Here is a 25,492-nt window from a genome sequence, read left to right on the forward strand (position 1 = left end):
ATCGCCGTAAAACAATGGTTTGCCGTCAGCTCCCGCCAGTTCGAGCTTACCGTCAAGGACGGAATATTCTGGGGTTCCGGCTTACACCCCCGATGCCATTTCTTAGGTAATAGCCCTGCCTCATTCAGGTCCTCGCTTGGCCACCGCCCACGCCATCAAGGCCCGTCCGACGCTTGCGTTCCAGTCCAGCCTGGCCGTCCACTACAGTGCGAGGCTGTATGGGTTCGCGCCTTTGCTTCTCCCGATCCTGCTGTAGGGACAACGCCGTGGACTTGTCGTAGCGTTTGGCGATCGCAGCGGGTAGCCCACTGATCGAGTCAGCGTAAACCCGGGCTTCGAGTCGAGCCCGGCTGATGGCGACATACCAGAGGTTTTGCGAGGTCGTCCGGCTCTTGGTATTCAGCGAGATCATGACCCGATCATTCGTCAGGCCCTGGGCGCTGTGCACCGTTGCCGAATAGGCATGCTCCAGGTGCAAGGGCCTATTGGTCGGGAGGCTGACCGTCCGCTCAGGCTGGCCGTTCACCTCCTTGATCGAGGCCAACTGCACCACGCCATTCTCGATGCTCGTCACGCGCATACGGTCGCCGTTGGTGAGATCGAGCTTCGGATCCTGACGGTTGATCCGAATGAGGTCGCCGACCGACAGTTCGGGCTTTTCCAGCTTGTACACGCTGAGCTTGGTGGCCTTGCGAGGATTGAACTCGTAGCGATTGCCGCTGCGGTCTTTGACCACCAGCACGTTACCTGGCAGCGCCTGGTCTACCACGTACAGCTCGCCCCGAGTCAGGCCAGCGGCCTTGTAGTCCTTCTCGGGCTGGATGACCATTCCCTGCTTGTAGCTAGGGGCATACCGACGCTCTGCTTCGGTGGAATCAACCCGGTTTAGGGTCTCGAACTCCTTGCCTTTGCCCGACAGGCCGAGCGCCTTGCGGGCCATCTGGTTGATCTCCTTTCGATCCTTGTTGGTGCCGGCGACGATCAGCACCTCTTTCCGCTGCTCCGGGGTCAGGGCGATGTAGTCGCGCACGATTGCCTGGTGCCGGTCCGAGGCTTGCCGCAGTTCTTCGACGTGCTGCAGGTGCTGCAGCGCCTGGGCGGGCTTGCCATCCGCCGCGTACTGGACGGCCCGCTTCAATTCCGGATCCTTCTGCCGCTGGATCTCCTTGATTCGGGCCGTCTCCATGCCGTTGTGCTGCAGCTGCGCGAAGGGCTTGCCGGCTTCAATGGCTTCGGTCTGCTTGGTGTCGCCCAGCTGGATCAGGCGCGCACCCGTTTGCTCGACCTCTCGCATGAGCCGTTCCATCTGGCGGGCACCGACGACACCGGCTTCATCGAGAATGACGATTGTCTTGTCATCGAGGGTCTTGTTCTTGGTGTTGAAAAAGCTGGCCAGGGTATGGGCATCCAATCCCTCGTTCTTCAAGGCGGTGACCTGGTTGCCATAGGGTGCCAGCGCGACGACGCGATAGCCCGTCAGTTGCTGCGGGTCGCGGGTACTCATTGCCGTGTTCACAGAGTTGATCAGCTGCACGGCCCGCTCGACCGAATAGGTCTTGCCCGTGCCGGCGTCGCCCTGGATTCCAACGAATCGGTTGTTGGTCCCGACGATCACCTCCACGGCTTGGTACTGGCCAGCGGATAGGGTGGACCCTTGGAGCGCGCTCGCAACCTGCTCCTTGGTCATCAGGGGTGTGACCTGGCCACGTCCAGCGCGCTCGATGGCAAGTATCGCCTTTTCCCGCTTCAACGCTTTCTGTGTGGTGTACCGCTTGCCGGTCACCTCCAAGGATCCTCGCTTGATGGCCATGTCCACGTATTGACGTGACTGCTTCTCCGACCAGCCTTTCAGCTCCTGCAGGTGAGCGCGCCATCCTGCAGGCGAGAGTGCCGGCGAATCGGCATCGCCGCTGGCCATCCGGTAGGTGGGGGCGGATTCGATCAAGGTCCCCTGCTTGACCAGCCGGCGTATCTCGTCATCGACCTGATCAGGCGTCGCAAGGCCGATGGCCCGGCGCAACGCGACAGTCCGCAAGTCGTGGTCGCTTACCACTTGCTCACGCTCGGTCAGGTGGTTGATCGCGTACTGGACCACGGCCTGGCCGGGGGTGATGCCTTCCGGCAGGCTGTATTCCGCCTGGCCCTTGGCGGATCTGGCCGCGTACTCACGATTGTCGAGGTGACTGCGCGAACCGAAGTCGATGCCCAGCTCTCGCGCCTTGGTAACCCAGTATTCCTTGACCAGGTGCCGGTCGCGCTCGTCCTTTCGCGGACGGGTCGCCATGGCGATGATCTGCTTCTCAAGCGGTGTCGCATCGAGCCGGGTTTTTCCGTCCTTGGCGAGGGCTTCCTCGATCACCTTCGAGCGGCTGGAGAACGCTTCGATCTGCTCGCGGGAGATATGGGCCAGCTCGAAGTTGCCCTGGTTGTCCAGAACCCGGATCCCATAGCCCAGCGCTCGCAACTCCTGGGCGAGAATGCCCTTGTACATGGCATCGATCTGCGGCTGGATCTTGTAGATGTCGTCGTTCCGCAACGCCCGCCATTTGCCATCGGATCGCTGCGTCATGTTCATGACCACAGCATGCGTGTGAAGCTGCGGATCCTTGGCCCTGCTCATTTCGTGGCGAAACTTGCCGATGACAAGGTTTCCGGAGCGTTCCACCATCGACTTGCCGTCCACCTTCTTGCGGGTCTGAGCCAGGCGCTCGACCTCCTGCATGCTGCGGGTCACAGCGCGGTCGTGTGCGGCGATCACATCCTTGTCGCCGGCAATCAGGGATTGCATGGATACCGACTTGGGAGCCGAAAACGTCAGGTCCAGGCCCATGCGACGGGTGCCGGTTTCCTTGTCGAAGGTCTTGGCCATCCGCTCGCCGTTCGGCAACTTGCCGTCGAGCAGCCGTGCAAGCTCTTTCTGGTCGATTGCGCCCTCTAGGCCCAGCAGGTCAGCCCCGATGCCCTGCCATTCGCCAGGGGCCTCCTTGGCGTAGTAGTCATCAGCGCTGGAGAAATACCCTGCAGCTGCATACTGGTTGTCGCCTTTGATCAGCGTCACGTTGAACATCGGGGCACCTCGTCAGGCTGCAGCCTGGCCTAGAACAATGGCCGGCGCGCGCTCTTTGTAGTCCACGTGGGGCGATTTGATCTTGGTGATCGGGTAGTCCTCGGCAAATTTGACGTACGCCTCAAGGTCATTGAGGTTGGAGATTTCCGAGTCCATCACCACCGGCTCCGACTTGATTTCCTCGGCCCTGGTCTGCTTGCCGGCAGACCACGATCTGCGGAAACGCTTGACCTCGTGGTTGCCCAGGATCTCCCGGGCCTGGTCGGCGTTCTTCGCGTTCGCCGCCGCTAAGATGACGTAGTTTCGGAAGCACGAAAGCAGGGTTTCCGCATCGTCCCGGCCATAGCTCGCATTTAACTGCGACCAGTCCTGCAGGCTGCCAACCATGCGCAATCCATGTTTCCGGCCCTTGGTCGCGGCAGGAACGAAGCTCTCCAGCTTGCCCAGCGATTGCAGCTCATCGAGGAAGAGCCATAGGCGTTTGCCTGTCATGGGCTCCGAACTCAGGATCGTCGCGCAGATGGTGTCGATCCAGGTGGCCACCAGCGGGCGCATGGTGTCGCGCATGTCTTCCCGCCAGGTGATGAAGAGATTGCCAGCGTCTGGATCGTGAACCCACTGATAGAGCGAGAATGCGCCCTTGGTCATGTAGCGCAGTGGGCGGACGTACTTGTTGATCATGAACTGGATGCTGGCAATCGCCTTTTCCGCGTTGTCGCGGAAATAGCCCTCCGAGTCGGTGTTGGCCAGGAACGCCCGGACGGTCTCTCCGTCTTCGCGAACCAGCAGGTTCACCAGCGTCTCCTGGTCGGGGTTGTTGGTCTCCATCAGCTTGCGCATGGTGTCGGCGATGACGTTCCGTGCGTACTCGCACCATTCCTCGCTGCTCGGGTCGATCTGCGGAGGCACGATGGACTTGGCCATGCGGTTGAAGTCATGGACGCCACGGATCTCGTTGAAGATCGACCAGCCGACTGATCGGGCATCGAAGGGGTTGAGCACGTAATCCCCTTTGAAGCTGAATTTCGACAGGAACGTGCCGTTCGGGTCCACGACCGCCATGCGGTCGCCGCGCTTGAGCGCCGAGGCCATCATTCCCTCCATCGTCACGGATTTACCGGCGCCGATGGACGCGCAAATCATGGTGTTGCGGTCTTCCAGGTGCAGCGGCATCGGGAGTTTGCCGATCATGATCGGCTCAAGCTTCTCCAACCCCTTCTTGCGGCGTTCCCTGTTGGTCTTAGCGTTCCGCGCATTGACCTTGCTTTTGACGTGGTGCCAGTTGCGGATGCGAGATCCGCGCAACCACATCTGGAAGCGTTCCCCCCTGAATCCGTCGTCGCAATACTCGTACAGGTAGTAACAGAGGCCCGCGGCTGCCACGGAGGTTGCAATGGTCGCGCCGGTGACGACTGGGTTATGCCAGCCGTTGTGCAGCGTCTCCCTGAATGCCGCAGGGAACGGGGTCAAAGGCAGCCCCGCGAAGTGAATGCCTCCCAGCCAGCCCGCCAGCGGCAGACCAAAGCCGGCTGTCATGACGGCGGAATCGACCTCTTGTTTGTGCATCAGTCTTCTCCAGTCAGTCGCTCGATATCGTTGGCCAGCTCCGGCAGCAAGACCGCCAGGGCATCCTCGGCACCGTCCAGGTGCTGCAGCTGGGCACGCAACTCGTTCACTTTTCCCTGGGTCACGTTTTGCCGAATCAGGTAGATGGCCACCGTGAGAATTGCCCGGTTGCGGGTCTGCTCCTGGGCGATGCTTTCCAGCAATCCGATCATCCGTTGCTGCTCGGCCCAGTCCTCGACGCCTGGCCTGTGTGCCCCCTTGTCCATGGCCAACACGCGGTCGCGGATGTATGCCGAGAGGTGCTTGTAGCCAGCCAGTGCGGCGGCTTCTTCTACCCGGGCCAGCTGCTCGGTATTGAATCTGATGGGTACTGTCCGGCCCACGCTGCGCCCTCAATTAGCTGGGAAAAATGGAAATTTTCAGAGGTAAAGGTACAGGACAGCATGTGTAATGCAAGTGTGATACACAGAAACGCTTGATTGATGCTACTTGCGTGCTATTTTGTAATACAGATGTATCACAGTGATTTTCGGGTCTACTGGTCTGCAAGCCGCAGCCTATGCGGCTTTCACCTCCCGACAGGGAGGTGCGTGTTGTGTATTGAGACTTTGACCCTGTTAAGGGTTGAAGTTGATGCTCTTGTTAAGGGCGTTTTCAGTACCTAGGCCGAAGGCCGTAGAGATAGAAGGGGAGGGGAGTGCAAAAAGGGAGCAGATGAGACGCAGGTAGAAGGCAGAAGAGGTGCAGATTGACTACAATAGGGAGACAATTAGCATGCAATAGAAATGCAACAAGGGTGCAGGTAGGGTGCAAAATGGCAGGCAAGGACATTGAGGCAGCATTGATGGCTGTCGAACCAGAGACCAAGGCAGCAAAAATACGCCAGGTCATGCCGGTGATTGAAAGGCAGTTGAAGGCAGGGGTGACACGCAAGGCGATCCTGGAAGTGCTCAAAGCGCAGGGGATCGAGGTGAGCATGGACACGCTCAAGAGCTACCTATATCGGCACCGGAAAGCACAACGGGTGGATGCTGATCAGAAGCCAGCATTACCAGTTGGCCAACCTGAAAGCCAAGCGAGGCCAGTAGCCTCAGCACCAACAGACAGCCGCAGGGAATCAGAAGAGACGGGAGTTGTATCGTACGATACAGATGCAAAACCCAAGGCAGCTCCACAGGGTCATTTTGGACCTGCAGAACTCAGCAAGCTCATGAATCCCGGGGACGATCAGAACGCCCTGGATCTGGACAAATACGAAAGCGCAGCACGTAGCTCAAGGAAACGCAGATGAGTAAAACAGTCATCGTCAACTTCACCGGAAACTCCGGCAAAACCACGCTATCGGACAACCTGATCTGGCCTCGGAATGGTGGACTGCGGTTCGCAGTCGAGACCATCAACGCGGGCGCGGCTGATACTGCAGCCGAGATCGAGCGCTTGAAGGGCAAGCAGTTCGGCGAACTGTCGGAGGTGCTGCTGACCGAGGAAAACGTGGTGGTCGATGTGGGGGCATCGAACGTCGAAGACTTCTTCAAATTCATGGGCCAATACGACGGCTCCCACGAAGACATCGATTACTTCGTGATCCCAGCCGTACCGGAAAAGAAGCAGCAGGTGGACACGATCAACACGATCAAGACGCTCTCTGCCCTGGGCGTGCCGGCAAAGAAGATCCTGGTCGTCTTCAACAAGGTCCAGATCGAGGACGCCGACGATGTTCCGCAGACGTTCTCGGCGCTGTTCGGCTTCCATGAGGTGGAAAAGAAATTCACCCTCAAGCGGGATGCCGTGGTGTTCTCGAACGAGGTATTCGAGCGGCTGCGCGGGTTGAAAATGAACGTAGGCGAGGTGCTGGCCGATACGACCGACTACCGCGAGAGCCTGCGCGCTGCGACCGATGAGGCCGACAAGGAGCATGCCAAGCGCATGATCTCTGCCCAGCGGCTGGCCAAGTCGGCTTGGCGCAACCTGGATCAGGTCTACGCGACCCTCTTCGGCAAGGGGAAGTAGCCCATGGCCAAGGATCCGACCACGGCCCGGGAGGCGATGCTCGGGCAGATGATGGATGACTTCGATGTCATCGTGCGTCGGCTTGAGGAAGTCGATGCCGCGTTGGCAGAGAAGATCAGCCAGGCTGTTCGAGACGCCGCCGGCAAGGCCCTTTTGCAGTCGCAGATGAACTTCGAGTCGATGATGAGCGAGCAGCGCAATGCCCTGGTACAGGCCGGGCGCGAGGCGGCGGCAAGGATCGGTAACGAGATCAACCGCAGCACGGCTAGCCTGGTCACGGCACAGGCCGAGCGCCGCGCCGTTGGCTTCTCGGCGCTGTTGCTGGCCGTAGGCGCAGCGCTGGGCGCGGCTCTGATGTTCATTGCCGTGCGTGGCGGATACTTGGGTTGAAGTAGGGGGATCCACCCCCTTTTTCATTGCGTGTCTGTATCGTACGATACAGACGACAAACTGTATCGTTCACCTACCTTCCGCGCATGAGTATTCAATCCGGGGGGTTCTCGCATGCGAGAAAGGAGGCCCCATGGCCGGCACGGCAAGTCAGCTGCTGTACGACGAAATCGAAGCGGCCTATGACTGGTTCAATGAGCGGCTGTATGACGGAAAGCTGCCAGGCTGCATCTTCACGCTGCAGCGCAAGGCGAACACATTCGGGTACTACTCGGAATCTCGCTTTCTGCGCCGAAACGGCACCGGCAAGAGTGATGAGATCGCGCTCAACTGCGCGTATTTCGCCCATCGCAGCATCAAGAAAACGCTCTCCACACTGGTGCATGAGCAAGTTCACCAGTGGCAAGCCCACTTCGGTAAACGCTCTCGCGGCGGATATCACAATGCCGAGTGGGCGGACAAAATGGAGTCCATCGGGCTCATGCCGTCCGACACGGGCGAACCTGGTGGTCGCCGTTGCGGCCAGCAGATGACGCACTACATCATCGAGGGCGGCCCCTTCGATTTGGCCTGTGATGAGCTGATTGAAAGCGGGGCGATGCTGTCGTGGATCGATGTCGTCACCCAGCGTGTCCCCATGTCGGCAACCCAGCTCTTTGGTCCAGGCGGCGAGCCTGTGCCCCAGCCAGAAGACCCGACGATTGATATTCCGGCGCTCACGACTGCCGGCCTGATCCAACCGTCTTCCAGGCCCGAGGATCCGAAGAACAAGCGCAAATACACCTGCCCGAGCTGCCACCTGAATGTGTGGGGAAAACCGGGACTGAGTGGGAAGCTGCAATGTGTCGAATGCGAAGTCCGGTTTGTCGAACCCAGCGAGTTGGTTGAAGTGACCCTCGACGATGACGATCAGCCGGACACGGACGACTGAAACGAGCGTCCGCCGTCAGAATCTTTCGCCGTGCGGATCCAAGGGTGCAGCCCTTGGTCGCCGAAGGCTGCTTCTCCGCTGCAGCGGCTCCACGGAAAAAATCGGCCAGTGAGCGAGGCCCCAGCAAGGGCCAGTAGCGAGCGGTGCCGTTGTCCACGGGGTCGTTTGCGGGAAGGGGCGGAATCCTACGCTAAGGCTTTGGCCAGCGATATTCTCCGGTGAGATTGATGTGTTCCCAGGGGATAGGAGAAGTCGCTTGATATCTAGTATGACGTCTGTCGCACCTGCTTGATCGCGGCCGCGATAGCTAGATCGCGTTGCTCCTCTTCTCCATCCGCGTTCCAAGCTGCGGAAAGGCACCCATAAGCGTACGCCTGGTCGAGCAGGCGACGCGGATCGACGTCCAGCGCACGAGAGAATGCGTCCGCCATCTGTGCAATGCGTCTAGGATCGAGACAAAGGTCGTCTCTGTCAGCCGGATCGTAGAACATATTGGCGGCGCCAAAGCCCACTTCACCGACCAGACCGACGGGATCTATCACCAGCCAGCCGCGACTGGAGAACATGATGTTTTCATGATGCAGATCGCCATGTAGCCCACGCAGTTCCGAGGCATTGCTCATCATTTGATCGGCTATAATCGCCGCGTGGACGTAGTCAGTTTGACAACCTGCGTTTTGATCATCGCGCGCCCGCTGAAACAAAGCTGCAAAGCGATACCGGATCGGGAGAAGGGCAGAAGGCAGGGGTTCCTCAGATGCGGCATACAGCTTCGCCATTAGTTCCGCTGCAATTTCGGTCGCCTGGTAGTCGCCGTGCTCGGCAACGATGTGAGAGAGCATTCGCTCCCCGGCATATTCGAGCAACATCAGATTGTTCTCACGACCGAGCAACCGGACTGCTCCCCTCCCATTGCGCCATACCAGATAGTCGGCCCCGCGCAGTTCATCAGCAATGTCTTCTATAGGTTTCAATCCCTTGACGATTGCAGGAGTCCCGTCTGGCAATGAAACTTTCCAAACGAGGCTGGAAAAGGTGTCCGCAATGAGAACAGGTTGCGAAACGTGCCAATGAGCAGGAAAAACAGGCGGCATGAACATCAACCCCAAGTCAGAGGGTCCAATCGCAGATAGAAGGCAAGGCGTTCGCGGTCGGGGGCTTCGATCCCCAATACATTGAATAGGACAGCGAAGGCGCGCTCTGCTTCATCTGGCGCTGCCCAGTTCTCTTCGGCGTTAGCAATCATGAGTGCCAAATCGGCATAGCGATCTGCTGTTCCGAGCCGCCCAAGGTCGATCAGACCCGTGCATTGAAGAGTTTTAGGGTCCACCATGAAGTTCGGCATGCAGGGATCACCATGGCAAACAACCATATCGGTGCGCTCTTGGTCGAGCCGCACCGGTAGCTCTCGTTCGACACGAGCCAAAAGATCGAGCTGCGGCGTACTCTTGTCCTCGTCCGGTAAGAAGTCGGGATTGACGGCATTGCGGGACACCACATCAACGGCGCGTCCGAACATTCGCGACAGCCTGCGCTCAAACGGACATTGATCAACCGATAGGCTGTGAACAGCGCCAAGTTGCTGCCCCATTGACGGCCACGCTTTGAGCAAATCCGCTCCAGACAGATCAGCCGCCGGTACTCCCGGAATTGCCGTTATCACCAAGCATGCACCCTCCTGTTCCTCCTGCCAGTTGATGACCTCGGGGCAAGCCACACCTCGACCTTTGAGCCAAATGAGGCGGTCACGCTCTCCAGCGAGCTCACCGCGGCGGGAAGCAGGTGCGATTTTCGCGAAGGCATGCCCGTCACCACGTCGAAAAACAAAATCACCAGATTCTCCGCCTCTGACAGGCAACCAGTCAGAATGCGATTCACCAAAAAAAATATTAGTTCGATTCAATGGAGGTTCCTTCAGTTTTCTGATGAAGCGCGGAGGTGGCTCAACTTGCGAAAAGAAACGAGTTGCGACGTAAGTCCGAGAACATGCTTTCCATGGTCTCTGAGCTCGCCTTTGGGACCGACATATCGGTAGAGAGTGACGCGCTCGATGCCGAGTTCCTTGCAGAGATCGGAAACTGAAGTATCGCGCTGGGCCATGGCGGCTTGCGCGAGACGCACCTGAGCTTTGGTGAGCGCGAATTTTCGTCCGCCCTTGCGACCGCGCGCTCTCGCGGAGGCGAGACCCGCCATGGTGCGCTCTCGGATCAGATCCCGCTCGAACTCGGCCAAGGTGGCGAAGATTCCGAACACCATGCGACCGGACGCAGTCGTGGTGTCGATCTGAGCGCCCTTTCCAGTCAGAACCCGCAGGCCGATCTTGCGGTCTGACAGCTCCTTCACCGTGTTGACCAGATGGGCAAGCGATCGTCCGAGGCGATCGAGCTTCCAGACCACCAGCACATCGCCGTCACGCAATGACTTGAGGCAGGCAGTCAAGCCAGGGCGATCATCACGACCGCCGGAAGCAAGATCATCATAGATATTGTCCCGTTCGACACCTGCGGCGCGCAAGGTGTCGTGCTGCAGGTCGAGAGACTGCGAGCCATCGGCTTTGGAGACGCGGGCATATCCGATCAGCATGTATCACAAACGTTGGTTTGAGGCGGCGCTTCGGCCACGATTGCATTGACCTCTGGAAATGTATCTCAACCAGCTTCATAAACAAAGCGTCTTGAACGCTATCAGATTTTGAAAAAGGAACATGTATGCCGCGTCGCGTCACTCTAACCGATCGGCAGAAAGACGCGCTGTTGCGCTTGCCGACTTCACAGACGGATTTGCTCAAGCACTATACGCTGAGTGATGAAGACCTTGGGCATATCAGGCTGCGTCGGCGCGCTCACAACAGGTTCGGCTTCGCCCTGCAATTGTGTGTCCTGCGCTATCCCGGCCGGGTGCTGGCTCCAGGCGAACTGATCCCTGCAGAGGTCATCGAATTTATCGGAGCGCAGCTTGGCCTGGGTGCCGACGATCTCGTAGACTATGCTGCCCGCGAGGAAACACGGCACGAGCATCTTGCCGAGTTACGGGGGCTCTACGGCTTCCGCACCTTCTCCGGACGTGGTGCGAGCGAGCTGAAGGAATGGTTGTTCCGAGAAGCCGAGATGGCGGTGTCGAACGAGGATATCGCCCGTCGCTTCGTAGCCGAGTGCCGACGCACCCGCACTGTCCTTCCCGCGACATCCACGATCGAGCGGCTTTGTGCCGCGGCTCTCGTCGATGCCGAGCGACGCATCGAGACGAGGATCGCCATTCGTCTGCCTATGTCGATCCGAGAACAGTTGCTGGCATTGCTCGAGGAGACGGCTGATGATCGGGTGACCCGTTTTGTGTGGCTGCGCCAGTTCGAGCCTGGCTCGAACTCTTCGTCGGCCAACCGGCTGCTCGACCGGCTCGAATATCTGCAACGCGTCGATCTCCCCGAGGATCTGCTTGCCGGCGTTCCTGCCCATCGGGTGACTCGTCTGCGCAGGCAGGGTGAACGGTATTATGCCGACGGCATGCGCGATCTCCCGGAGGACAGGCGGCTTGCGATCTTGGCTGTTTGCGTCTCGGAATGGCAGGCGATGTTGGCCGACGCAGTGGTCGAAACCCACGACCGGATCGTCGGCCGTCTCTACCGTGCTTCGGAGCGTATTTGCCATGCAAAGGTCGCAGACGAAGCGGGGGTGGTGCGTGACACCCTGAAATCCTTCGCCGAGATCGGGGGCGCCCTGGTCGATGCACAGGATGATGGCCAGCCGCTGGGCGACGTCATCGCGAGCGGATCAGGGTGGGACGGCTTCAAAACCCTTGTTGCAATGGCAACCAGGCTCACCGCCACCATGGCCGACGATCCGCTCAACCATGTGCTCGACGGTTATCACCGCTTCCGCCGATACGCTCCACGCATGTTGCGCCTGCTCGATCTGCGAGCTGCGCCCGTTGCACTGCCGCTTCTGGAAGCGGTGACGGCCCTTCGTACCGGTTTGAACGATGCCGCGATGACCAGCTTCTTGCGGCCCAGCTCGAAATGGCATCGCCACCTTCGGGCCCAGAGGGCTGGCGACGCTCGCCTATGGGAGATCGCGGTGCTGTTCCATCTGCGCGATGCGTTCCGCTCCGGAGATGTCTGGCTTACTAGGTCCCGGCGCTATGGCGATCTGAAACACGCACTCGTTCCGGCACAAGCCATCGCGGAAGGCGGTCGTCTCGCTGTGCCATTGCGGCCGGAGGAATGGCTGGCAGACCGGCAAGCTCGCCTCGACATGCGGTTGCGCGAGCTTGGCCGTGCCGCTCGCGCAGGCACGATCCCGGGCGGGTCGATTGAAAACGGCGTTCTGCATATCGAGAAACTCGAAGCCGCCGCGCCGACAGGCGCCGAAGATCTGGTGCTCGATCTCTACAAGCAGATCCCGCCCACGCGCATCACCGATCTCCTGCTGGAGGTGGATGCGGCGACCGGCTTCACCGAAGCGTTCACCCATCTGCGCACAGGAGCACCCTGCGCTGACCGGATCGGGCTAATGAACGTTATCTTGGCGGAAGGGATCAACCTCGGCTTGCGCAAAATGGCGGATGCGACAAACACCCACACCTTCTGGGAATTGATCCGCATTGGACGGTGGCATGTCGAGGGCGAAGCCTATGACCGGGCGCTGGCCATGGTGGTCGAGGCACAGGCAGCGTTACCCATGGCCCGGTTCTGGGGCATGGGCACGTCGGCTTCGAGCGACGGACAGTTCTTCGTCGCTACAGAGCAAGGTGAGGCCATGAACCTGGTCAACGCGAAATATGGCAATACCCCGGGCCTGAAAGCCTATAGCCACGTCTCCGACCAATATGCGCCGTTCGCAACCCAGGTGATTCCTGCAACGGCAAGCGAAGCGCCTTACATCCTCGATGGCCTGCTGATGAACGATGCTGGACGCCATATCCGCGAGCAGTTCACCGACACGGGCGGCTTCACCGATCACGTCTTTGCCGCATGTGCCATTCTCGGCTACCGGTTCGCTCCGCGCATCCGCGACCTGCCATCCAAACGGCTCTACGCGTTCAATCCGTCGGCCGCCCCGGCGCACCTGCGAGCGTTGATCGGCGGAAAGGTCAACCAAGCCATGATCGAGCGCAATTGGCCCGACACCCTGCGCATCGCCGCCACCATTGCTGCCGGGACCGTCGCGCCAAGCCAGATTCTGCGGAAACTCGCCTCCTATCCGCGGCAGAACGAGCTCGCGACAGCCCTGCGGGAAGTCGGTCGCGTCGAGCGCACCCTGTTCATGATCGACTGGATTCTGGATGCCGAACTCCAACGGCGTGCCCAGATCGGGCTCAACAAAGGCGAAGCTCATCATGCGCTGAAGCGGGCAATCAGCTTCCACCGCCGCGGTGAAATCCGCGACCGTTCCGCCGAAGGCCAGCATTACCGCATCGCCGGCATGAATCTGCTCGCCGCCATCATCATCTTCTGGAACACCATGAAGCTCGGCGAGGTCGTTGCAAACCAGAAACGCGATGGAAAGCTGCTATCGCCCGATCTCTTGGCCCATGTTTCGCCGCTCGGATGGGAACACATCAATCTCACCGGAGAATATCGCTGGCCAAAGCCTTAGCGTAGGATTCCGCCCCCTCCCGCAAACGACCCCTCCACGGGCCAGGCGCGCTCCATCGCCTGGGCGGTGGGCAACGGCAGGGCGATTTCCTCGGCAAAGCCTCGATGCTCGATTGGAGCCGCTGCAGCGGCTGGCCCGCCCGGGCCAGTTTCGAACTAACTACCCTCCCCTGGCCATCAGCCTGTTCCTGGTCTGTAGGATCTGCGGATCCATGGGTGCAGCCCTTGGTCGCCGAAGGCTGCTTCTCGCTGCAGCGGCACCACGCGAAAAATCGTCCAGCGAGCGAGGCCCCAACAAGGGCCAGTAGCGAGCGGTGCCGTTGTCCACGGGCCAGGCGCGCTCCATCGCCTGGGCGGTGGGCAACGGCAGGGCGATTTCCCCGGCCAGGCCTCGATGCACGTTGGGGCCGCTGCAGTGACTGGCCCGCCAGGGGTAGCCGCTATCGAACCTGATCACCTGGAATGCGAGAGAGGCAATCTGGCCGTGAGGCCGGAAACTGGAAGACTCCCCTGTGCCGTACGGTAGAGTCCGAGTCCCTGGGCGAGGCTGGCCACCCTCGATTTCGCGCAGCCGCGCCGATCTGCCCGGGCCTGGTCAGCAGCAGCTGGCCAGCCCGGCGCGCAGCGTGAGATCCGAGCCCCTGGGCGAGGCTGGCCACCCTCGATCTCGCGCAGCGGCGCCGATCTGCCTGGGCAGCTGGTGGCGTCACCTGGTATCCCTGGTGGTGAGGTGGTTCGTCCAGCAAACAACGGATTCCGTGTGCCGTACGATAGAAAGCAAGCGGAGCGCGCAGGCCGAAGGCCGGAGGCGTGAGGATGGAAGCCCGAAGGGCCAAGACCCGGCGCGCTCTTTGCCGGGGCTTGGTTTACGACAGCCGACCCCCGAAGGGGGCACGCCCGGAAGCGGGGCCGGGATCGCAGGCGTTGCAACGTGATCGCTGGCGTTGAAGCCTTACAGCTCAATGCCGGTGTGTTTTTCGATCTGCTTCTTCGCGAAACCCTTCGCCAACTGACCCAAAAGGTCCAGTGTGAAGGTCCCGGCTTTTTTCGCGCCGTCTCGGGTCATTGCCCACACCTCCTCGTCTCTGACCGAATCAACGAAATCGTGGCCTTCGTCGGTGAGAGCGCGGAAGTAAAAATAGCCGAAACGCACGGGGAATCCTCCGGTATCGATCCATCCCTTATCGACGATCAGCTTGTAGTGATACTCGACCTGCTCAGGGGTAAAACCTTCGATTGGAAAGTCTTCCCCGATGTCAGGCGAGCTGATTATGGAGCTGGGGGATTTATCCCAATCCTCCAGTTTCAACATGATCACGCGGATCAGTTCCATATCTCTGCGCATGGTCAGATCCTGCTAGACGTTCGGCGTCTTGGGCTGCGGGTAGGGCTTGGCCATCTCCCTGACCTGCTCGGCCAGCTCGGGGGGCAGCCACACCAGAACCGGAATGAGTTCGCTCGCGCCCTGCTCTTCCAGGATCAAGCGCACCCGCTTGACGGCGGCATGCGCGTTTTGCCGGGAAATGCCACGGGCGGTGGCTACGTCCTGAATCCGCTGGCCGTCCACCAGCACGGCTTTGGCTATCTCGACGGTCGCGATGGCCAGGCGCCGGGACGCGAAAACGGGCGCGATCTCCTTCCACTGCTCTTCGGTGTAAATCGGCTGCATTCAGTCGGTTCCTTGGGGTCAGTTATCGATCAGCCGCGGCTGGTCTCGCCGTATACGCTGCCATATCTCGGCATGGGTGATGGTGGGCAAGGCAAGAAACGACCAGTATTGCCCTTTTGCACGGGCGTACACGCGCACCAGGTCGCCGATCTCTCGGCCCTGCAGGATGAAACTGTCGCCGGCGTCGCCGGCGTGGAAGTCGAGCACTTGGCCCCGGCTGAGCGCGTAGTCATAGCGCGATTCGGTGACACGCTGCGGTCGCGTTCCGTGCGCGTTCTCCTGGGCCTGCAGGAACTCCGCTTCGTCGCCCAGTACCGCGCCTGGGTGCCTCACTCGGATCTCCTGCAGCATGAGCCAGCTGCAACGTGCGGCCCACGCATTCGGGGCGATTTCGCGGGCGTAGTCGATGATGGCGGTCTGTCCGGGTACATAGAAAACTTTTTGCATGGCGGCGCTCTCCCTACATGAGGAAGACCGGGCGCAGCGCGCCCGGTCGGTTGCGATTACGCGGCTTGGCGCAGGTGCTGGGCCAGTACCCATAGGGCGCGGTTGAGCTTCACGTCCTGATCAATGCCGGTGACGGCGCGGGTAGTGGCGCGGCGGCCTTGCTTGGTGCGACCTCGCAGCCCGCCCTTGATGGTGTTTTCCTGTACGCGGTTGAAGGTGGACCAAAGGTCGCTGGCTGCATCCTCGCGGCGACGCGGGGCCAGCAGCTGGCTGGCAGTGACCGGCGCCGGTCCCTCGGCGGGATCGTAGCGGTAGGCCAGGGCCGCTTCGGCGAAGGCGTGCTGCAGGTCGCCGCCCAGCTGGACCTCCTTCATGGTCTCGCGCTGATCCTCGATCAGTGCGAACTGATTCAGCACTTCATAGGCGCCTTCGATGACCTCGCCGATGACGTTATGGCGCCCGCTGTGACGGACCTTCTGATCCATCGCCGCGTCGCCCAGTACCAGGCCATTCGCGCAGACGAAGCGGAAGCAGCCGCCCATCATCTGATAGCTGCTGGTGCCGTCGTGGCTGTTCAGCAGAATGATTTCGTTCGCCTCCTTGGCCACGATGGTGTTTGCGTGGCGCAGGCGGATCATGTGCTTGGTGTGCTCGCGCTTGCCGCTGTTGCGGACGCGGGTCTGGCAAGCCATGAACGGCATGAACCCTTCGCCCCGGAGCGCTTCGAGTACGTCAACGGTGGGAATGTAGCGGTAGCGATCGGAGCGGCTTTCGTGCGCTTCCTCGGCAAAGATCGAGGGGGCCACGGTGGCGATTTCCTCATTCGAGAGCGGACGATCACCACGGATCATGCAGGGGTTACGGAAGTTGCTGGATAGACGCATTGTGAATCTCCTTCGCGATGTGCCCGGAGCGGTTGCCGCCGCTGGTTCCAGGCTGTCGGAGCGGGATTGCTTCGACGGGATTAGTATCGCAAAAGGACGTTCCTAAGTCAACTATTAGTCAAATCCGATTTGACCGTTTATCAGATGTAGAAAGGCCCGGTTTCCCGGGCCTGGTCTTACTGGGTTTCGACTGCTTTAGTCGAGATCGCCGCAACCACGCGGGCAGCAATCGAAGTCCAGGCCGTGGCAGCAAATGCCCACAGCGGCGTTTTCCTGCAGTAGTTCATCAACCTCCCTGGGAGACATATAGCCGTATGCCTCGCGGGCATACTCGAACGCGGGTGCCACCCCGTCCGCATGTTCGTCTGTGCCGAACTCGTCGTTCATGCTGGAGCAAAAGGCTTGGTGAACCATCCCGTCATAGGTAGGGAAACGCTCGCAAGCTGCGCCATACAGAGCCTCTACTCTGCGCTCCAGCGCCTCAATGCCGCTGACTGCTGGCCAGATTTTCCGGGCGAATCCCAAGAGGTCGCCGGCAGGGAGCCAGTTGCTGACGCTGCTGATTGGAGCCTGGGCGGTGATAGTCATGTGAATCTCCTTCGCGATGTGCCCGGAGCGGTTGCCGCCGCTGGTTCCAGGCTGTCGGAGCGGGATTGCTTCGACAGATTCAGTATCGCAAAGGGATGATCTTGTGTCAACTGTTAGTCAAATCCGATTATACTAATTGTGTTTCTCGCACGCGAGAATTTAGACTCCAAAGTTGCAGCTTGCGCGCTCTGCCGATCTGCTTTAATGCCGAGGTTTGGGCGCGGGAAACAAACGCTTTTCAGCAGCGACCGCGTAGCGGTTGCCTCCTTGCTCTTGGGAATGGAGTCACCTCCCTGCTCGGAGGATCTGCTCGGCAGCCTTCGGTAGGACGCGGTAAGCCCGGACTATCCAGAGACAGGCCGCGTGCAAGGGGTCGTGGAATACCGCAGGGCGCTCGCGACCGAGGATATGCCGCGAAAGCCCCTTGCAGGCAAGGGCTGGCGGCGGATAGGCCATTGGGGCGTCCGCTTCCTGCCGATGGCAGCTGAGCCCGCGCAGGGGTAGGCCGGAACGACCGGCAAGCGGAGCGCGCAGGCCAAGGGCCGGAGACGTGAGGATGGAAGCCCGCAGGGCCAAGACCCGGCGCGCTCTTTGCCGGGGCTTGGTTCACGACAGCCGTCCCCCGAAGGGGGCACGCAAAGCCCTGGATCCTCCACGGCTGAGGTGCCACAGATTGAAGGCTGATTCAGCCCGTGCACAGCTTCGGAAACTCGTTGGCTAGCATCGGGCGGTCCGACTTCATCATGCTCCGGATCCCCCTTTCGAGATCATCCCGGCTGAGGCCCCACGATATCGCCAAGGCCCCTCGGATCTCCTCAACGGTTGCCGTGCGCAGCCAGGCCAAAACGTCCTGATAGGGCTGGCTGCGTCCCTCGTTACTGTCGTCCATGTCGAATCCTCAAATGTCCTTATCATCGTAATTCCCGCACAGCGAGCGGCACTGCTCTGCGCGGCGTAACAAGTCGTCGCCGTCCTCGGCGCAGAGGGAGGCAGCACCCTCGTACAACTCTGCCGCTGAATACCATTCTTTGCGTTGCTCGGCCAGCCGTGCAGCTTCGTGAAGGGCCAGGCTAGAGCGTTGGGCTTTGCTCAAGGTGAGGTCGCGGAACATGGTCGTTCTCCTTCGCGTGTCCGGGGACGGTTGCCGCCGTCGGGTCCCGGTTGGTGGTGTGCCCCGAACAAGGGGCACGGTGGTCAGGCTACGTTTTCAATGGGGCTGGCCAGCGAGAGGCTGACAGCGATAGGGCGCACCCAAACGGGCGTGCTGCTGAGCAGGAAGGTCTCCCCCTGTTTGGACAGCAAAAGGGTTTGGGCCATGACTCCGGCGATAGCCTCGGCGGCTTTCGGTGGGACGGCGTTACCGATCCGCTCGCACCATGCCTGATCGCTCAGGCCATCCAGTTCGAGTTGCTCTTCCGGATCCACCAGGCTTTGCAGCGCCGCCTTCTCCAGCGTGGTGAACGGTCTGTGCCAAGTGCCATCGAGGCTCCTGATAACGCAGGTCAGTCGATCGCTGGCCGCTGGCATGCGCGGATCGGCAACGCTCCAGCGTCCGTTGTCGAGGCGCGCCCTGGCGGAGACGGCTCCGGCTGTCCCATCCCACGGCACGACGCCGTAGTGGCCGCCTGTAAGGTAGGCGTCGCCCTTCACGCGGCGCAGGCCGGTGCGCGGATCCTGAACAGCGAAAGCGCCCTGCCCTGTCGTGCTGCCGGCGATCACTGTGCGGGCCGAGCCGGTCCAGCGGGTCACGTTGTACTTCCCATGGCCACCAGCTGCGCCGCGAGGATCTGCAACGCTAAAGGTGCCCTGCCCTGGCGACTTGATGCCGATGATGGCGCCGGTCGGATCGGACCAGCGCCGTACGCCATATTGCTGGTACTGGGCGGCGTTCGCGGGACTGCGTGGATCCGCGACAGAGAACGCGCCGTTAGTGGGGCCTGTCTGGCCCGCGATGGTGCCCACGAAATCCTCCCAACCGCGCACACCGAGATAACCTGAATAGGCTTCCGGCACGATCACAAAGTCACGCAGGTGGCCATCTTCGACGGCCAGCTGGTCGAGGCTCCGCCAGTCTTTGCCTGCCTCTACCAGGGCGAGCCTTACCCATGTTTTCCATTGGAGCGCGGGAATACGGTGCATGGGACCGGCGCGCTCAATGTCGCCTGGCAATGGCATGCGGCCCAGCAGCGAGCCGACAGATTGCAGCGTTCGCTTCTCGGGTTCGTAGAGGAACGGCGGCACCTTCTCGACGTGGCGAGCCACCAGCAGGAAGCGTTTACGGCGCTGGGCCAGGCCGCCCAGCTCGCCGCAGTCGTGGGTGGTCTCGTTCACGGCGTAGCCGAAGAAACTCAGTACCTGGGCGATCTGGTCAAGCAGGTGACGACCTCGGGTCGCCAGGCGCGGCACGTTCTCGAACACGATCAAGCTGACCGGATTGTGCTGCCAGGCTTCGCACATGAGCCACACACAGCGCAGCGTCAGTTCGTTGAGCGCCTGATATTTCGGCGTCTGGCTCAGGGTCTCGGACAATAGGCCGGAGGCACCTTTGCAGGGGCTGCTGATGAACACCACATCAGGATCTTGGAAGCCCGCTGCGCGACGAATGTCTGCCGGTGTCGCCTCCCGCCATTCGGCAGGAGGTTCCTTGCCGTGAAAGTCGGTGTATTGCTCGCGGGTGAAGAGGTCCATCTGGGTGCCAGGCACGCCGGCAATGCGGCCGAAGTCGCGCAGCGCGCCGGGGTCCACGTCCACCCCGCCGATGCAACGCCAATCGGCCTGGAGGTGGCCGACCACCTCCCTGTTCTGATTGAACCCTTTGGCGCCGCCTCCGATGCCACAGCAGAAGTGGAAGTGCTTGAGCACATACCTTGTGAGCATGATCGTCTTCCGTCACGGATGCCCGGGCGCTAGGTCCGGGCAGGTTGTAGGTCAGAGGGCGCGGGCGGTTGCCTTGGCCATGTCGCGGAAAATCTCGGCGTGCAGCTCCAGCGGGAACTCGGCCAGGACTTCGCGCTGTCCGGTCGTGTTGCGCAGCGCGACGACGGTGTAGAGGGTCACGGAAGACGGGATTTGCCCTGGGCGGGTCTGAAAGGAGGGTTCAACGGCAAAGCCGTTGAATTCGCGAAGCTGCGCGGCTTCGCTGAAATAGAACAGGTGGAATTCGGTAGCCATGGTGGATCTCCTTCGCAATGTGCCCGGAGCGGTTGCCGCCGCTGGTTCCAGGCTGTCGAAGCGGGATTGCTTCGACGGATTCAGTATCGCAAAGGCTTGAACTCAAGTCAACTATTAGTCAAATCCGTTTTGACAAATAGTCTTAATCCCATAGCTCCAGCTGCTCGACCTTGGTGCTCACAGTGGGGATCACCTGCGACCGCGAGTCCAGCGCGTTGTCCGGATCTCGTAGGGTGTCGGACAGCCTGGCGAACCGTGCTCGATCCCCCTCCCCGCGCTTCACGTTGAACGCTTCATCCACCACGCCATTGATCCTGGCCCACTGATTCCAGGCGAAGCTACGGCCCAGCCCTACCGTTGTCGTCGTGCTGGGAAAGCTGTCGGCATTTCGCACCAGGTCTTCCCATGAGGCGCCGAACTCCACCGCGTCGAACCGGCTGTGCTTGCCGGTGAGTGCCTGCCGCTCCAGAAGCAAGGCCCGCTCCAGCAATTGGGGATGATAGGCGGCCAGCCAGTACAGCTCCCAATGCTTGGACGCGGGACAGAAGAAGCACGCCGACTTGATCGGCACCCGATCGGCGCCGAGGGCCTGGGTTATGGCTCGCACGCAATCGCGGCGAGCCCAGCGGATCAGTTGCAGCGGATAGACATAATCAAAATCGGCATCCGCTGGCTTGAGGCGCTGCGAGCGCCGCAGGTCAGCCCTTCCGCAGTCGTAGCCGATCAGCTTGACGATCCGTTGGCCGGTTGCTGTCGCCTGCTGCCAGAGCGGGTGCGGGGCTCGTGCGTTCGGTCCGGAGCGAGCGCCTTTGATGAACTGGTCCTGTGGCACCTGCTTCCACTTCACCGAACAGGATTTCATGCCAAAGGCCAGGCTAGGCAGGGTCTCGTTGGCCATACAGTTGCCGTAGAGATCCTGGTAACCCGTCGTGGGCTTGGGCACCTTCCGGCAGACGCTGACGGTCGGCCATCCCCAGCCACGCAGCACAGTATTCATCGCCTCAACATGGGCCAGGGTTTCCGGCTTCTCGGCGCCGGTGTCGGCAAAGGTGATGAGGTCGGGGCGCAGGCCCGCTGTGTGCAAGGCAACGAGCATGGCGGTCGAATCCACACCGGATCCGAAGCATACGGCCAGGAGCCGGCCAGCCAGCGCCGTGTGCAGGGTTTCGATTTGGTCCAGGGACAATACGGGCTGAGCGCCGTCCACCGGACAGCCGCGGCTAATCGCGTTCATGGATGCTCCTTCGCGGTGCCCGGGCGGTTGCCGCCGCTGATCCGGGCACTTAGGGGGGATTTACTGGGTGTCGTCGCCTTCGAGTTCACTCAGGCTGGGGGCCAAGTCGATGACCGCAGGTCCATCGACTGGGCCTGTCACCTCGAAGACGCAGGCGCTGCCGGGTTGACCCGCTGCAATCTCCGGTTTGAAGTAGGCCAGGGCGCAGGCCTCGGCGGCGGCCAGATGGTCGCCGTCCACGTCGATATCAATTTCCCAGACCACGCGGTAATGGGGCATTGGGGGATCTCCTTCGCTAGGCCGGGCGGTTGCCGCCGCTGATCCGGCCTGTGGTTATTCGCCTTTGAAGTACCCGGCGCGCTGCTCCAGCTCGCGAGCAATCAGCTCATCCGCGAAGAGCGGTGCCTGCTTGTCTATGCGCCGCGCTAGGTTCCTTTGCCTTACTCGGGCTTTGGCTTCCGCGCTCCAGCGCTTGCCGGTTTCGTTGCCGGGAAAGTCGAGACAGACGCCGTAACCCACTGGGCGAGACTCCCAGGCGGCGCGCATCGCTTCTGGCATTCGCTCGCCGGCTGGGGCCTCGATCACCAGCAGCTCAAATTCCCCCGGACACGGAACGTGCGGCAGGCACCACCGCAACGAGTAGCGCCACATCAGCGGCGCTATCGGCTGGGCTGGGGACGCCATCAATCGAGATCCCACTTCGCCTGGTCGTATCCCGCGAGCTTGCTCATGGCCGAAAGGCGAAGGCCATGCAGCGTGAGGAAGGCGCTGGTGGTGTAGTAATCAGGATTCTGCTCGGACTGGTACTCAAGGCAGCTCATCAGCTTGAGGACTTCAACCGCCGAAGGCTTGCGGACCGTTTCGTCCAGCTCGAACCGTTCGGCCTGGAGCGTTTCACGCGGGTAACGGTGCTGCACGGAGCGGATGTTCTCGTCCAGCAGCTGCTGGCCCTGGCTGGTGAGAATCTGGCGAGTGGCGTCGTCCGGCTTGCCGACGCAAGCAAACATGACGATGGCGGAAATGTGGCTTTGGCTGACGACGTAGGCGCTCATGAAATTCTCCTTCGCGATTTGCCCGGAGCGGTTGCCGCCGCTGGTTCCAGGCTGCCGAGGCGGTATTGCTTCGACGGATTCAGTATCGCAAATGGACACCCTTATGTCAACTATTAGTCAAATCCGGATGTACATTTATTTTACTTCTCGCATGCGAGAATCTTGCTACGCTGTGATTTATAAGCTACAATTGTCTCATGAAAACGATTAAACAAACCGCCACTTTCAGGAACTGGGAACGCAAGCTGAAAGACAAGCAGGCGAAAGCAATCATCGCTGCGCGGGTCTTTCGGGTTGCGAACGGATTGCTCGGTGATGTCCAGCCAGTCGGCCAGGGCATCAGCGAACTCCGCATTCATCATGGTCCCGGCTATCGTGTGTATTTTCAGCAGCGCGGGAACCAGCTGGTCCTGTTGTTGTGTGGTGGAGACAAAAGCAGCCAAGCGCGGGACATCGAGACCGCCAAAGCACTGGCCAGCCAGTGGAGTGATGACGAATGAAAGAGAAAATTTTCGACTACGATCCCGCCGATGCCCTCACGGACCCGGCGTCCATCGCTGTCTTCCTGGAAGACGCTTTCGAGACTGGCGACGCCGCCTACATCGCCAAGGCCCTGGGCGTTGTCGCCCGTGCCAAAGGGATGGGTGAGATTGCCAAGGAATCGGGCTTGTCCCGTGAAAACCTGTACCGCTCGTTTTCAGAAAACGGCAATCCGACCCTGAAAACCATGTTGGCCGTCATGCAGGCTGTCGGCCTGGATCTGACTGCCCGCGTCCATATCACTCCAGCACACTAACGGGCGGCCTGACGCGCAGAAAGTCGAGACACCGACGCGCTTGGCCCTTGCCGTTTGCTGCTCTTGCCGATCTGCTTTAATGCCGAGGTTTGGGCGCGGGAAATAAACGCTTTTCAGCAGCGACCGCGTAGCGGTTGCCTCCTTGCTCTTGGGAATGGAGTCACCTCCCTGCTCGGAGGATCTGCTCGGCAGCCTTCGGTAGGACGCGGTAAGCCCGGACTATCCAGAGACAGGCCGCGTGCAAGGGGTCGTGGAATACCGCAGGGCGCTCGCGACCGAGGATATGCCGCGAAAGCCCCTTGCAGGCAAGGACTGGCGGCGGATAGGCCATTGGGGCGTCCGCTTCCTACCGATGGCAGCTGAGCCCGCGCAGGGGTAGGCCGGAACGACCGGCAAGCGGAGCGCGCAGGCCAAGGGCCGGAGACGTGAGGATGGAAGCCCGCAGGGCCGAGACCCGGCGCGCTCTTTGCCGGGGCTTGGTTCACGACAGCCGTCCCCCGAAGGGGGCACGCAAAAGCCCTGGATCCTTTACGTGTGAGGTGTAGAGCCTGTGACTAGACTGGCGGACCAGGACGCTGAAAAATGCTGGATTGATAGCCATTCATCGGGAGTAGGGAGGCATCGACGACTAGGGGGGGGGCAAATATTTGCATTTTTGCCGGGGGGTGCTTACCATGTTCCTCGACTACGCAGACAGCAGAAAATTTGTCGGCGGAGCTGCGAAGGCCTGGCTAGCACAGGTCAAATGAAGGGAAATCGTAAGGCGTTTGGGTTGTTCCGCTTCAGTGCGGGAGACTTGCCTTCGAGGCCGTCCTTCCTCGTAGTCACCCAATCTTTCGCATCTTGGCCTCAGTCGCGTGATAAGCGTTGACTGGGGCAAGTTCGTTTTGCCCCCTCCTTGTGTATCTCGACGACTGGTTCAGCGAAGCTATCCTCCTAGCTTTTGCGTCATTCCTCGAATCTTCGAGTCATTCGCGTGAAAGGCGGTGATTGGAGCCAGGTACGTTTTGCTCCCTTCGCTGCGTACCTCTACGACCGCTACGGCGCAGTAGCTACCCGTGCCTACCTTCACCTTCCTCTTGTTGAACATGATCCCCTGTCTGTATTTGGGCTTGTTCGTGCCTACCTCGCTATAGGCGCAGTACGCATGAGTCAGTATGGCTAGTACCTCTGCCGGGGTGCAGCCGTCCTTGATCCCGCGCGTGTCCAACGGGTGAGCGACAGCTTCCAGGTCGATGAGGATCCCTCTGCAGTTTGGTTCAGGCCACTGGTTCTCGCGGCAGATCCTCTTGATCCGGTCGAACTGCTTGGGTGTCAGTAGGTAGGTGAATACGGGAGGTTCCGTCACGTGGGCCAAGGCCACGCCTGCCTGCTGCATGTTGATGACTACACTCATCAGCTCGCTAAATGCTTCTACTAGGCTCTCATCTCCTAGCTCCCTTGGGGTTTTACTCATTGTCATGCTTCCCGCGCTTGGCGAGCGGATAAGTTACCGCCGTCGCCGCCTCACTTGACCAATTCCAACGGCTTCGCCTTTTTGGGCTTGGCCGTGCCATCACTCGCAGCCTTTTGCTTCTCGCGGGCATCCATAATCGCCTTGGCGAAGGGCTCGGCAGCTTTGATAAGGCCCTCGAATGAGTACCTGTTAGCGAGATTGCCACCTTGCTTTGATTTACGAGCATGCCGTTGGATGTAGCCTCTCTCCTCAAGGCCTGCGATAGCACGCTGAACCGTACGAGGGGTGCAGCCGATCTTCCCGGCCAGAGTTTCCTTGGTCGGAAAGGGATCGTTTCCAGCGGTCCACCAGAAGCTCGCCAGGTGCACAACGATCAACACATCCAGTTGCTTGAGACCCAACTGTTGGGAGCAGTCGAAAATCACGTTGGGGATAGCTGTCCATCCTGCTGCTACCAGGTCCTTTCCCCACTTTTGCTCGATGGACTTATTGTCCGGTGCCGCAGCCGGTTTTTTTGCCTTAGCCGTAGTCATCGCCTGACCTCTATATGTTCGGATGGCGCGAGTATGCTGGCTCGAAAAATGGCTGACAACGGGAGGGGGGGAGACGCCTGTGTCAGCCCCTTTCATGAGTATGCT

28 protein-coding genes are annotated in these 25,492 nt (G+C 60.6%); 7 read left to right on the plus strand and 21 right to left on the minus strand.

Annotated elements, in window-relative coordinates:
- Window positions 1–124: 124 nt before the first annotated feature.
- The 3 genes from mobF to NRG74_RS24215 are packed head-to-tail and all read right to left on the minus strand — an operon-like array spanning window position 125 to window position 5,016.
- Window positions 125–3,067 carry a MobF family relaxase gene (gene mobF / locus NRG74_RS24205; RefSeq protein ID WP_257706783.1) on the minus strand — a complete coding sequence of 981 codons (2,943 nt, stop codon included), beginning with the start codon at window positions 3,065–3,067 and terminating at the stop codon, window positions 125–127.
- A 12-nt stretch (window positions 3,068–3,079) separates the two neighbouring features.
- On the minus strand, window positions 3,080–4,633 hold the full coding sequence (locus NRG74_RS24210) for a type IV secretion system DNA-binding domain-containing protein (RefSeq protein WP_257706784.1): 1,554 nt from the start codon (window positions 4,631–4,633) through the stop codon (window positions 3,080–3,082).
- Window positions 4,633–5,016, minus strand: a complete 384-nt coding sequence (locus NRG74_RS24215; protein ID WP_257706785.1) for a hypothetical protein — start codon at window positions 5,014–5,016, stop codon at window positions 4,633–4,635. Before NRG74_RS24215 ends, NRG74_RS24210 begins: the two co-directional genes overlap by 1 nt.
- Before the next feature lie 431 nt (window positions 5,017–5,447).
- Here NRG74_RS24215 and NRG74_RS24220 point away from each other — a divergent pair, with 431 nt between their 5' ends.
- From NRG74_RS24220 to NRG74_RS24235, 4 genes are all read left to right on the plus strand, one after another.
- Window positions 5,448–5,924 (plus strand): hypothetical protein, encoded by a 477-nt coding sequence (locus NRG74_RS24220; RefSeq protein ID WP_257706786.1) that lies wholly within the window; start codon window positions 5,448–5,450, stop codon window positions 5,922–5,924.
- Window positions 5,921–6,643 carry a StbB family protein gene (gene stbB, locus NRG74_RS24225; RefSeq protein WP_064308198.1) on the plus strand — a complete coding sequence of 241 codons (723 nt, stop codon included), beginning with the start codon at window positions 5,921–5,923 and terminating at the stop codon, window positions 6,641–6,643. The genes NRG74_RS24220 and stbB overlap by 4 nt, the downstream gene beginning before the upstream one ends.
- Before the next feature lie 3 nt (window positions 6,644–6,646).
- Window positions 6,647–7,033 (plus strand): hypothetical protein, encoded by a 387-nt coding sequence (locus tag NRG74_RS24230; protein WP_064308199.1) that lies wholly within the window; start codon window positions 6,647–6,649, stop codon window positions 7,031–7,033.
- A 133-nt stretch (window positions 7,034–7,166) separates the two neighbouring features.
- Entirely contained in the window at window positions 7,167–7,964 is a 798-nt protein-coding gene (locus NRG74_RS24235) for a SprT-like domain-containing protein (RefSeq protein ID WP_257706787.1), read from the plus strand.
- 263 nt (window positions 7,965–8,227) lie between these two features.
- Here NRG74_RS24235 and NRG74_RS24240 read toward each other — a convergent pair whose 3' ends face one another.
- The 3 genes from NRG74_RS24240 to NRG74_RS24250 are packed head-to-tail and all read right to left on the minus strand — an operon-like array spanning window position 8,228 to window position 10,547.
- Complete coding sequence (locus NRG74_RS24240) at window positions 8,228–9,064, minus strand: APH(6)-I family aminoglycoside O-phosphotransferase (protein ID WP_257706806.1); 837 nt, start codon at window positions 9,062–9,064, stop codon at window positions 8,228–8,230.
- Window positions 9,064–9,867: an aminoglycoside O-phosphotransferase APH(3'')-Ib gene (gene aph(3'')-Ib / locus NRG74_RS24245; RefSeq protein WP_001082319.1), complete on the minus strand. Its 804-nt coding sequence runs from the start codon at window positions 9,865–9,867 to the stop codon at window positions 9,064–9,066. Before aph(3'')-Ib ends, NRG74_RS24240 begins: the two co-directional genes overlap by 1 nt.
- An 11-nt stretch (window positions 9,868–9,878) precedes the next feature.
- The gene (locus tag NRG74_RS24250) at window positions 9,879–10,547 is read right to left on the minus strand and encodes a recombinase family protein (protein ID WP_023434504.1); all 669 of its coding nucleotides are present in this window, start codon (window positions 10,545–10,547) and stop codon (window positions 9,879–9,881) included.
- A 125-nt stretch (window positions 10,548–10,672) separates the two neighbouring features.
- Between NRG74_RS24250 and NRG74_RS24255 the strand changes: the two genes are divergently transcribed.
- The gene (locus NRG74_RS24255; RefSeq protein WP_006473469.1) at window positions 10,673–13,558 is read left to right on the plus strand and encodes a Tn3 family transposase; all 2,886 of its coding nucleotides are present in this window, start codon (window positions 10,673–10,675) and stop codon (window positions 13,556–13,558) included.
- Between the two features lie 951 nt (window positions 13,559–14,509).
- Here NRG74_RS24255 and NRG74_RS24260 read toward each other — a convergent pair.
- From NRG74_RS24260 to NRG74_RS24320, 13 genes are all read right to left on the minus strand, one after another.
- Complete coding sequence (locus NRG74_RS24260) at window positions 14,510–14,902, minus strand: DUF2513 domain-containing protein (RefSeq protein WP_064308201.1); 393 nt, start codon at window positions 14,900–14,902, stop codon at window positions 14,510–14,512.
- 12 nt (window positions 14,903–14,914) lie between these two features.
- Entirely contained in the window at window positions 14,915–15,226 is a 312-nt protein-coding gene (locus tag NRG74_RS24265) for a transcriptional regulator KorA (protein WP_257706788.1), read from the minus strand.
- Window positions 15,227–15,244: 18 nt separating this feature from the next.
- Window positions 15,245–15,673: a hypothetical protein gene (locus tag NRG74_RS24270; RefSeq protein ID WP_064308203.1), complete on the minus strand. Its 429-nt coding sequence runs from the start codon at window positions 15,671–15,673 to the stop codon at window positions 15,245–15,247.
- 56 nt (window positions 15,674–15,729) lie between these two features.
- Window positions 15,730–16,557 (minus strand): DUF932 domain-containing protein, encoded by an 828-nt coding sequence (locus tag NRG74_RS24275; RefSeq protein WP_064308204.1) that lies wholly within the window; start codon window positions 16,555–16,557, stop codon window positions 15,730–15,732.
- Between the two features lie 195 nt (window positions 16,558–16,752).
- The gene (locus NRG74_RS24280; RefSeq protein WP_257706804.1) at window positions 16,753–17,145 is read right to left on the minus strand and encodes a hypothetical protein; all 393 of its coding nucleotides are present in this window, start codon (window positions 17,143–17,145) and stop codon (window positions 16,753–16,755) included.
- A 685-nt stretch (window positions 17,146–17,830) separates the two neighbouring features.
- Complete coding sequence (locus tag NRG74_RS24285; RefSeq protein WP_257706790.1) at window positions 17,831–18,034, minus strand: hypothetical protein; 204 nt, start codon at window positions 18,032–18,034, stop codon at window positions 17,831–17,833.
- Window positions 18,035–18,043: 9 nt separating this feature from the next.
- Window positions 18,044–18,256 carry a hypothetical protein gene (locus NRG74_RS24290; RefSeq protein WP_074585490.1) on the minus strand — a complete coding sequence of 71 codons (213 nt, stop codon included), beginning with the start codon at window positions 18,254–18,256 and terminating at the stop codon, window positions 18,044–18,046.
- Window positions 18,257–18,339: 83 nt separating this feature from the next.
- Window positions 18,340–20,022 (minus strand): DNA cytosine methyltransferase, encoded by a 1,683-nt coding sequence (locus NRG74_RS24295; protein WP_257706791.1) that lies wholly within the window; start codon window positions 20,020–20,022, stop codon window positions 18,340–18,342.
- Window positions 20,023–20,073: 51 nt separating this feature from the next.
- Complete coding sequence (locus tag NRG74_RS24300) at window positions 20,074–20,316, minus strand: hypothetical protein (RefSeq protein WP_257706792.1); 243 nt, start codon at window positions 20,314–20,316, stop codon at window positions 20,074–20,076.
- 142 nt (window positions 20,317–20,458) lie between these two features.
- Window positions 20,459–21,550, minus strand: a complete 1,092-nt coding sequence (locus NRG74_RS24305) for a hypothetical protein (RefSeq protein WP_257706793.1) — start codon at window positions 21,548–21,550, stop codon at window positions 20,459–20,461.
- Window positions 21,551–21,610: 60 nt separating this feature from the next.
- Complete coding sequence (locus NRG74_RS24310) at window positions 21,611–21,829, minus strand: hypothetical protein (protein ID WP_257706794.1); 219 nt, start codon at window positions 21,827–21,829, stop codon at window positions 21,611–21,613.
- Between the two features lie 54 nt (window positions 21,830–21,883).
- The gene (locus NRG74_RS24315; RefSeq protein ID WP_257706807.1) at window positions 21,884–22,204 is read right to left on the minus strand and encodes a theronine dehydrogenase; all 321 of its coding nucleotides are present in this window, start codon (window positions 22,202–22,204) and stop codon (window positions 21,884–21,886) included.
- A 29-nt stretch (window positions 22,205–22,233) separates the two neighbouring features.
- Entirely contained in the window at window positions 22,234–22,602 is a 369-nt protein-coding gene (locus NRG74_RS24320; protein WP_257706795.1) for a hypothetical protein, read from the minus strand.
- A gap of 197 nt (window positions 22,603–22,799) precedes the next feature.
- On the opposite strand from NRG74_RS24320, the gene NRG74_RS24325 reads away from it, so the two are divergent.
- On the plus strand, window positions 22,800–23,102 hold the full coding sequence (locus tag NRG74_RS24325) for a type II toxin-antitoxin system RelE/ParE family toxin (RefSeq protein WP_257706796.1): 303 nt from the start codon (window positions 22,800–22,802) through the stop codon (window positions 23,100–23,102).
- The gene (locus NRG74_RS24330) at window positions 23,099–23,398 is read left to right on the plus strand and encodes an addiction module antidote protein (protein ID WP_064308223.1); all 300 of its coding nucleotides are present in this window, start codon (window positions 23,099–23,101) and stop codon (window positions 23,396–23,398) included. Before NRG74_RS24325 ends, NRG74_RS24330 begins: the two co-directional genes overlap by 4 nt.
- A 928-nt stretch (window positions 23,399–24,326) precedes the next feature.
- Here NRG74_RS24330 and NRG74_RS24335 read toward each other — a convergent pair.
- Both NRG74_RS24335 and NRG74_RS24340 read right to left on the minus strand, forming a co-directional pair.
- Complete coding sequence (locus NRG74_RS24335) at window positions 24,327–24,854, minus strand: hypothetical protein (RefSeq protein ID WP_257706797.1); 528 nt, start codon at window positions 24,852–24,854, stop codon at window positions 24,327–24,329.
- Window positions 24,855–24,904: 50 nt separating this feature from the next.
- Window positions 24,905–25,387, minus strand: a complete 483-nt coding sequence (locus NRG74_RS24340) for a helix-turn-helix domain-containing protein (protein WP_257706798.1) — start codon at window positions 25,385–25,387, stop codon at window positions 24,905–24,907.
- Window positions 25,388–25,492 lie beyond the last annotated feature (105 nt).

This window comes from Pseudomonas oryzihabitans (assembly GCF_024652905.1).
GTDB lineage: Bacteria > Pseudomonadota > Gammaproteobacteria > Pseudomonadales > Pseudomonadaceae > Chryseomonas > Chryseomonas benzopyrenica.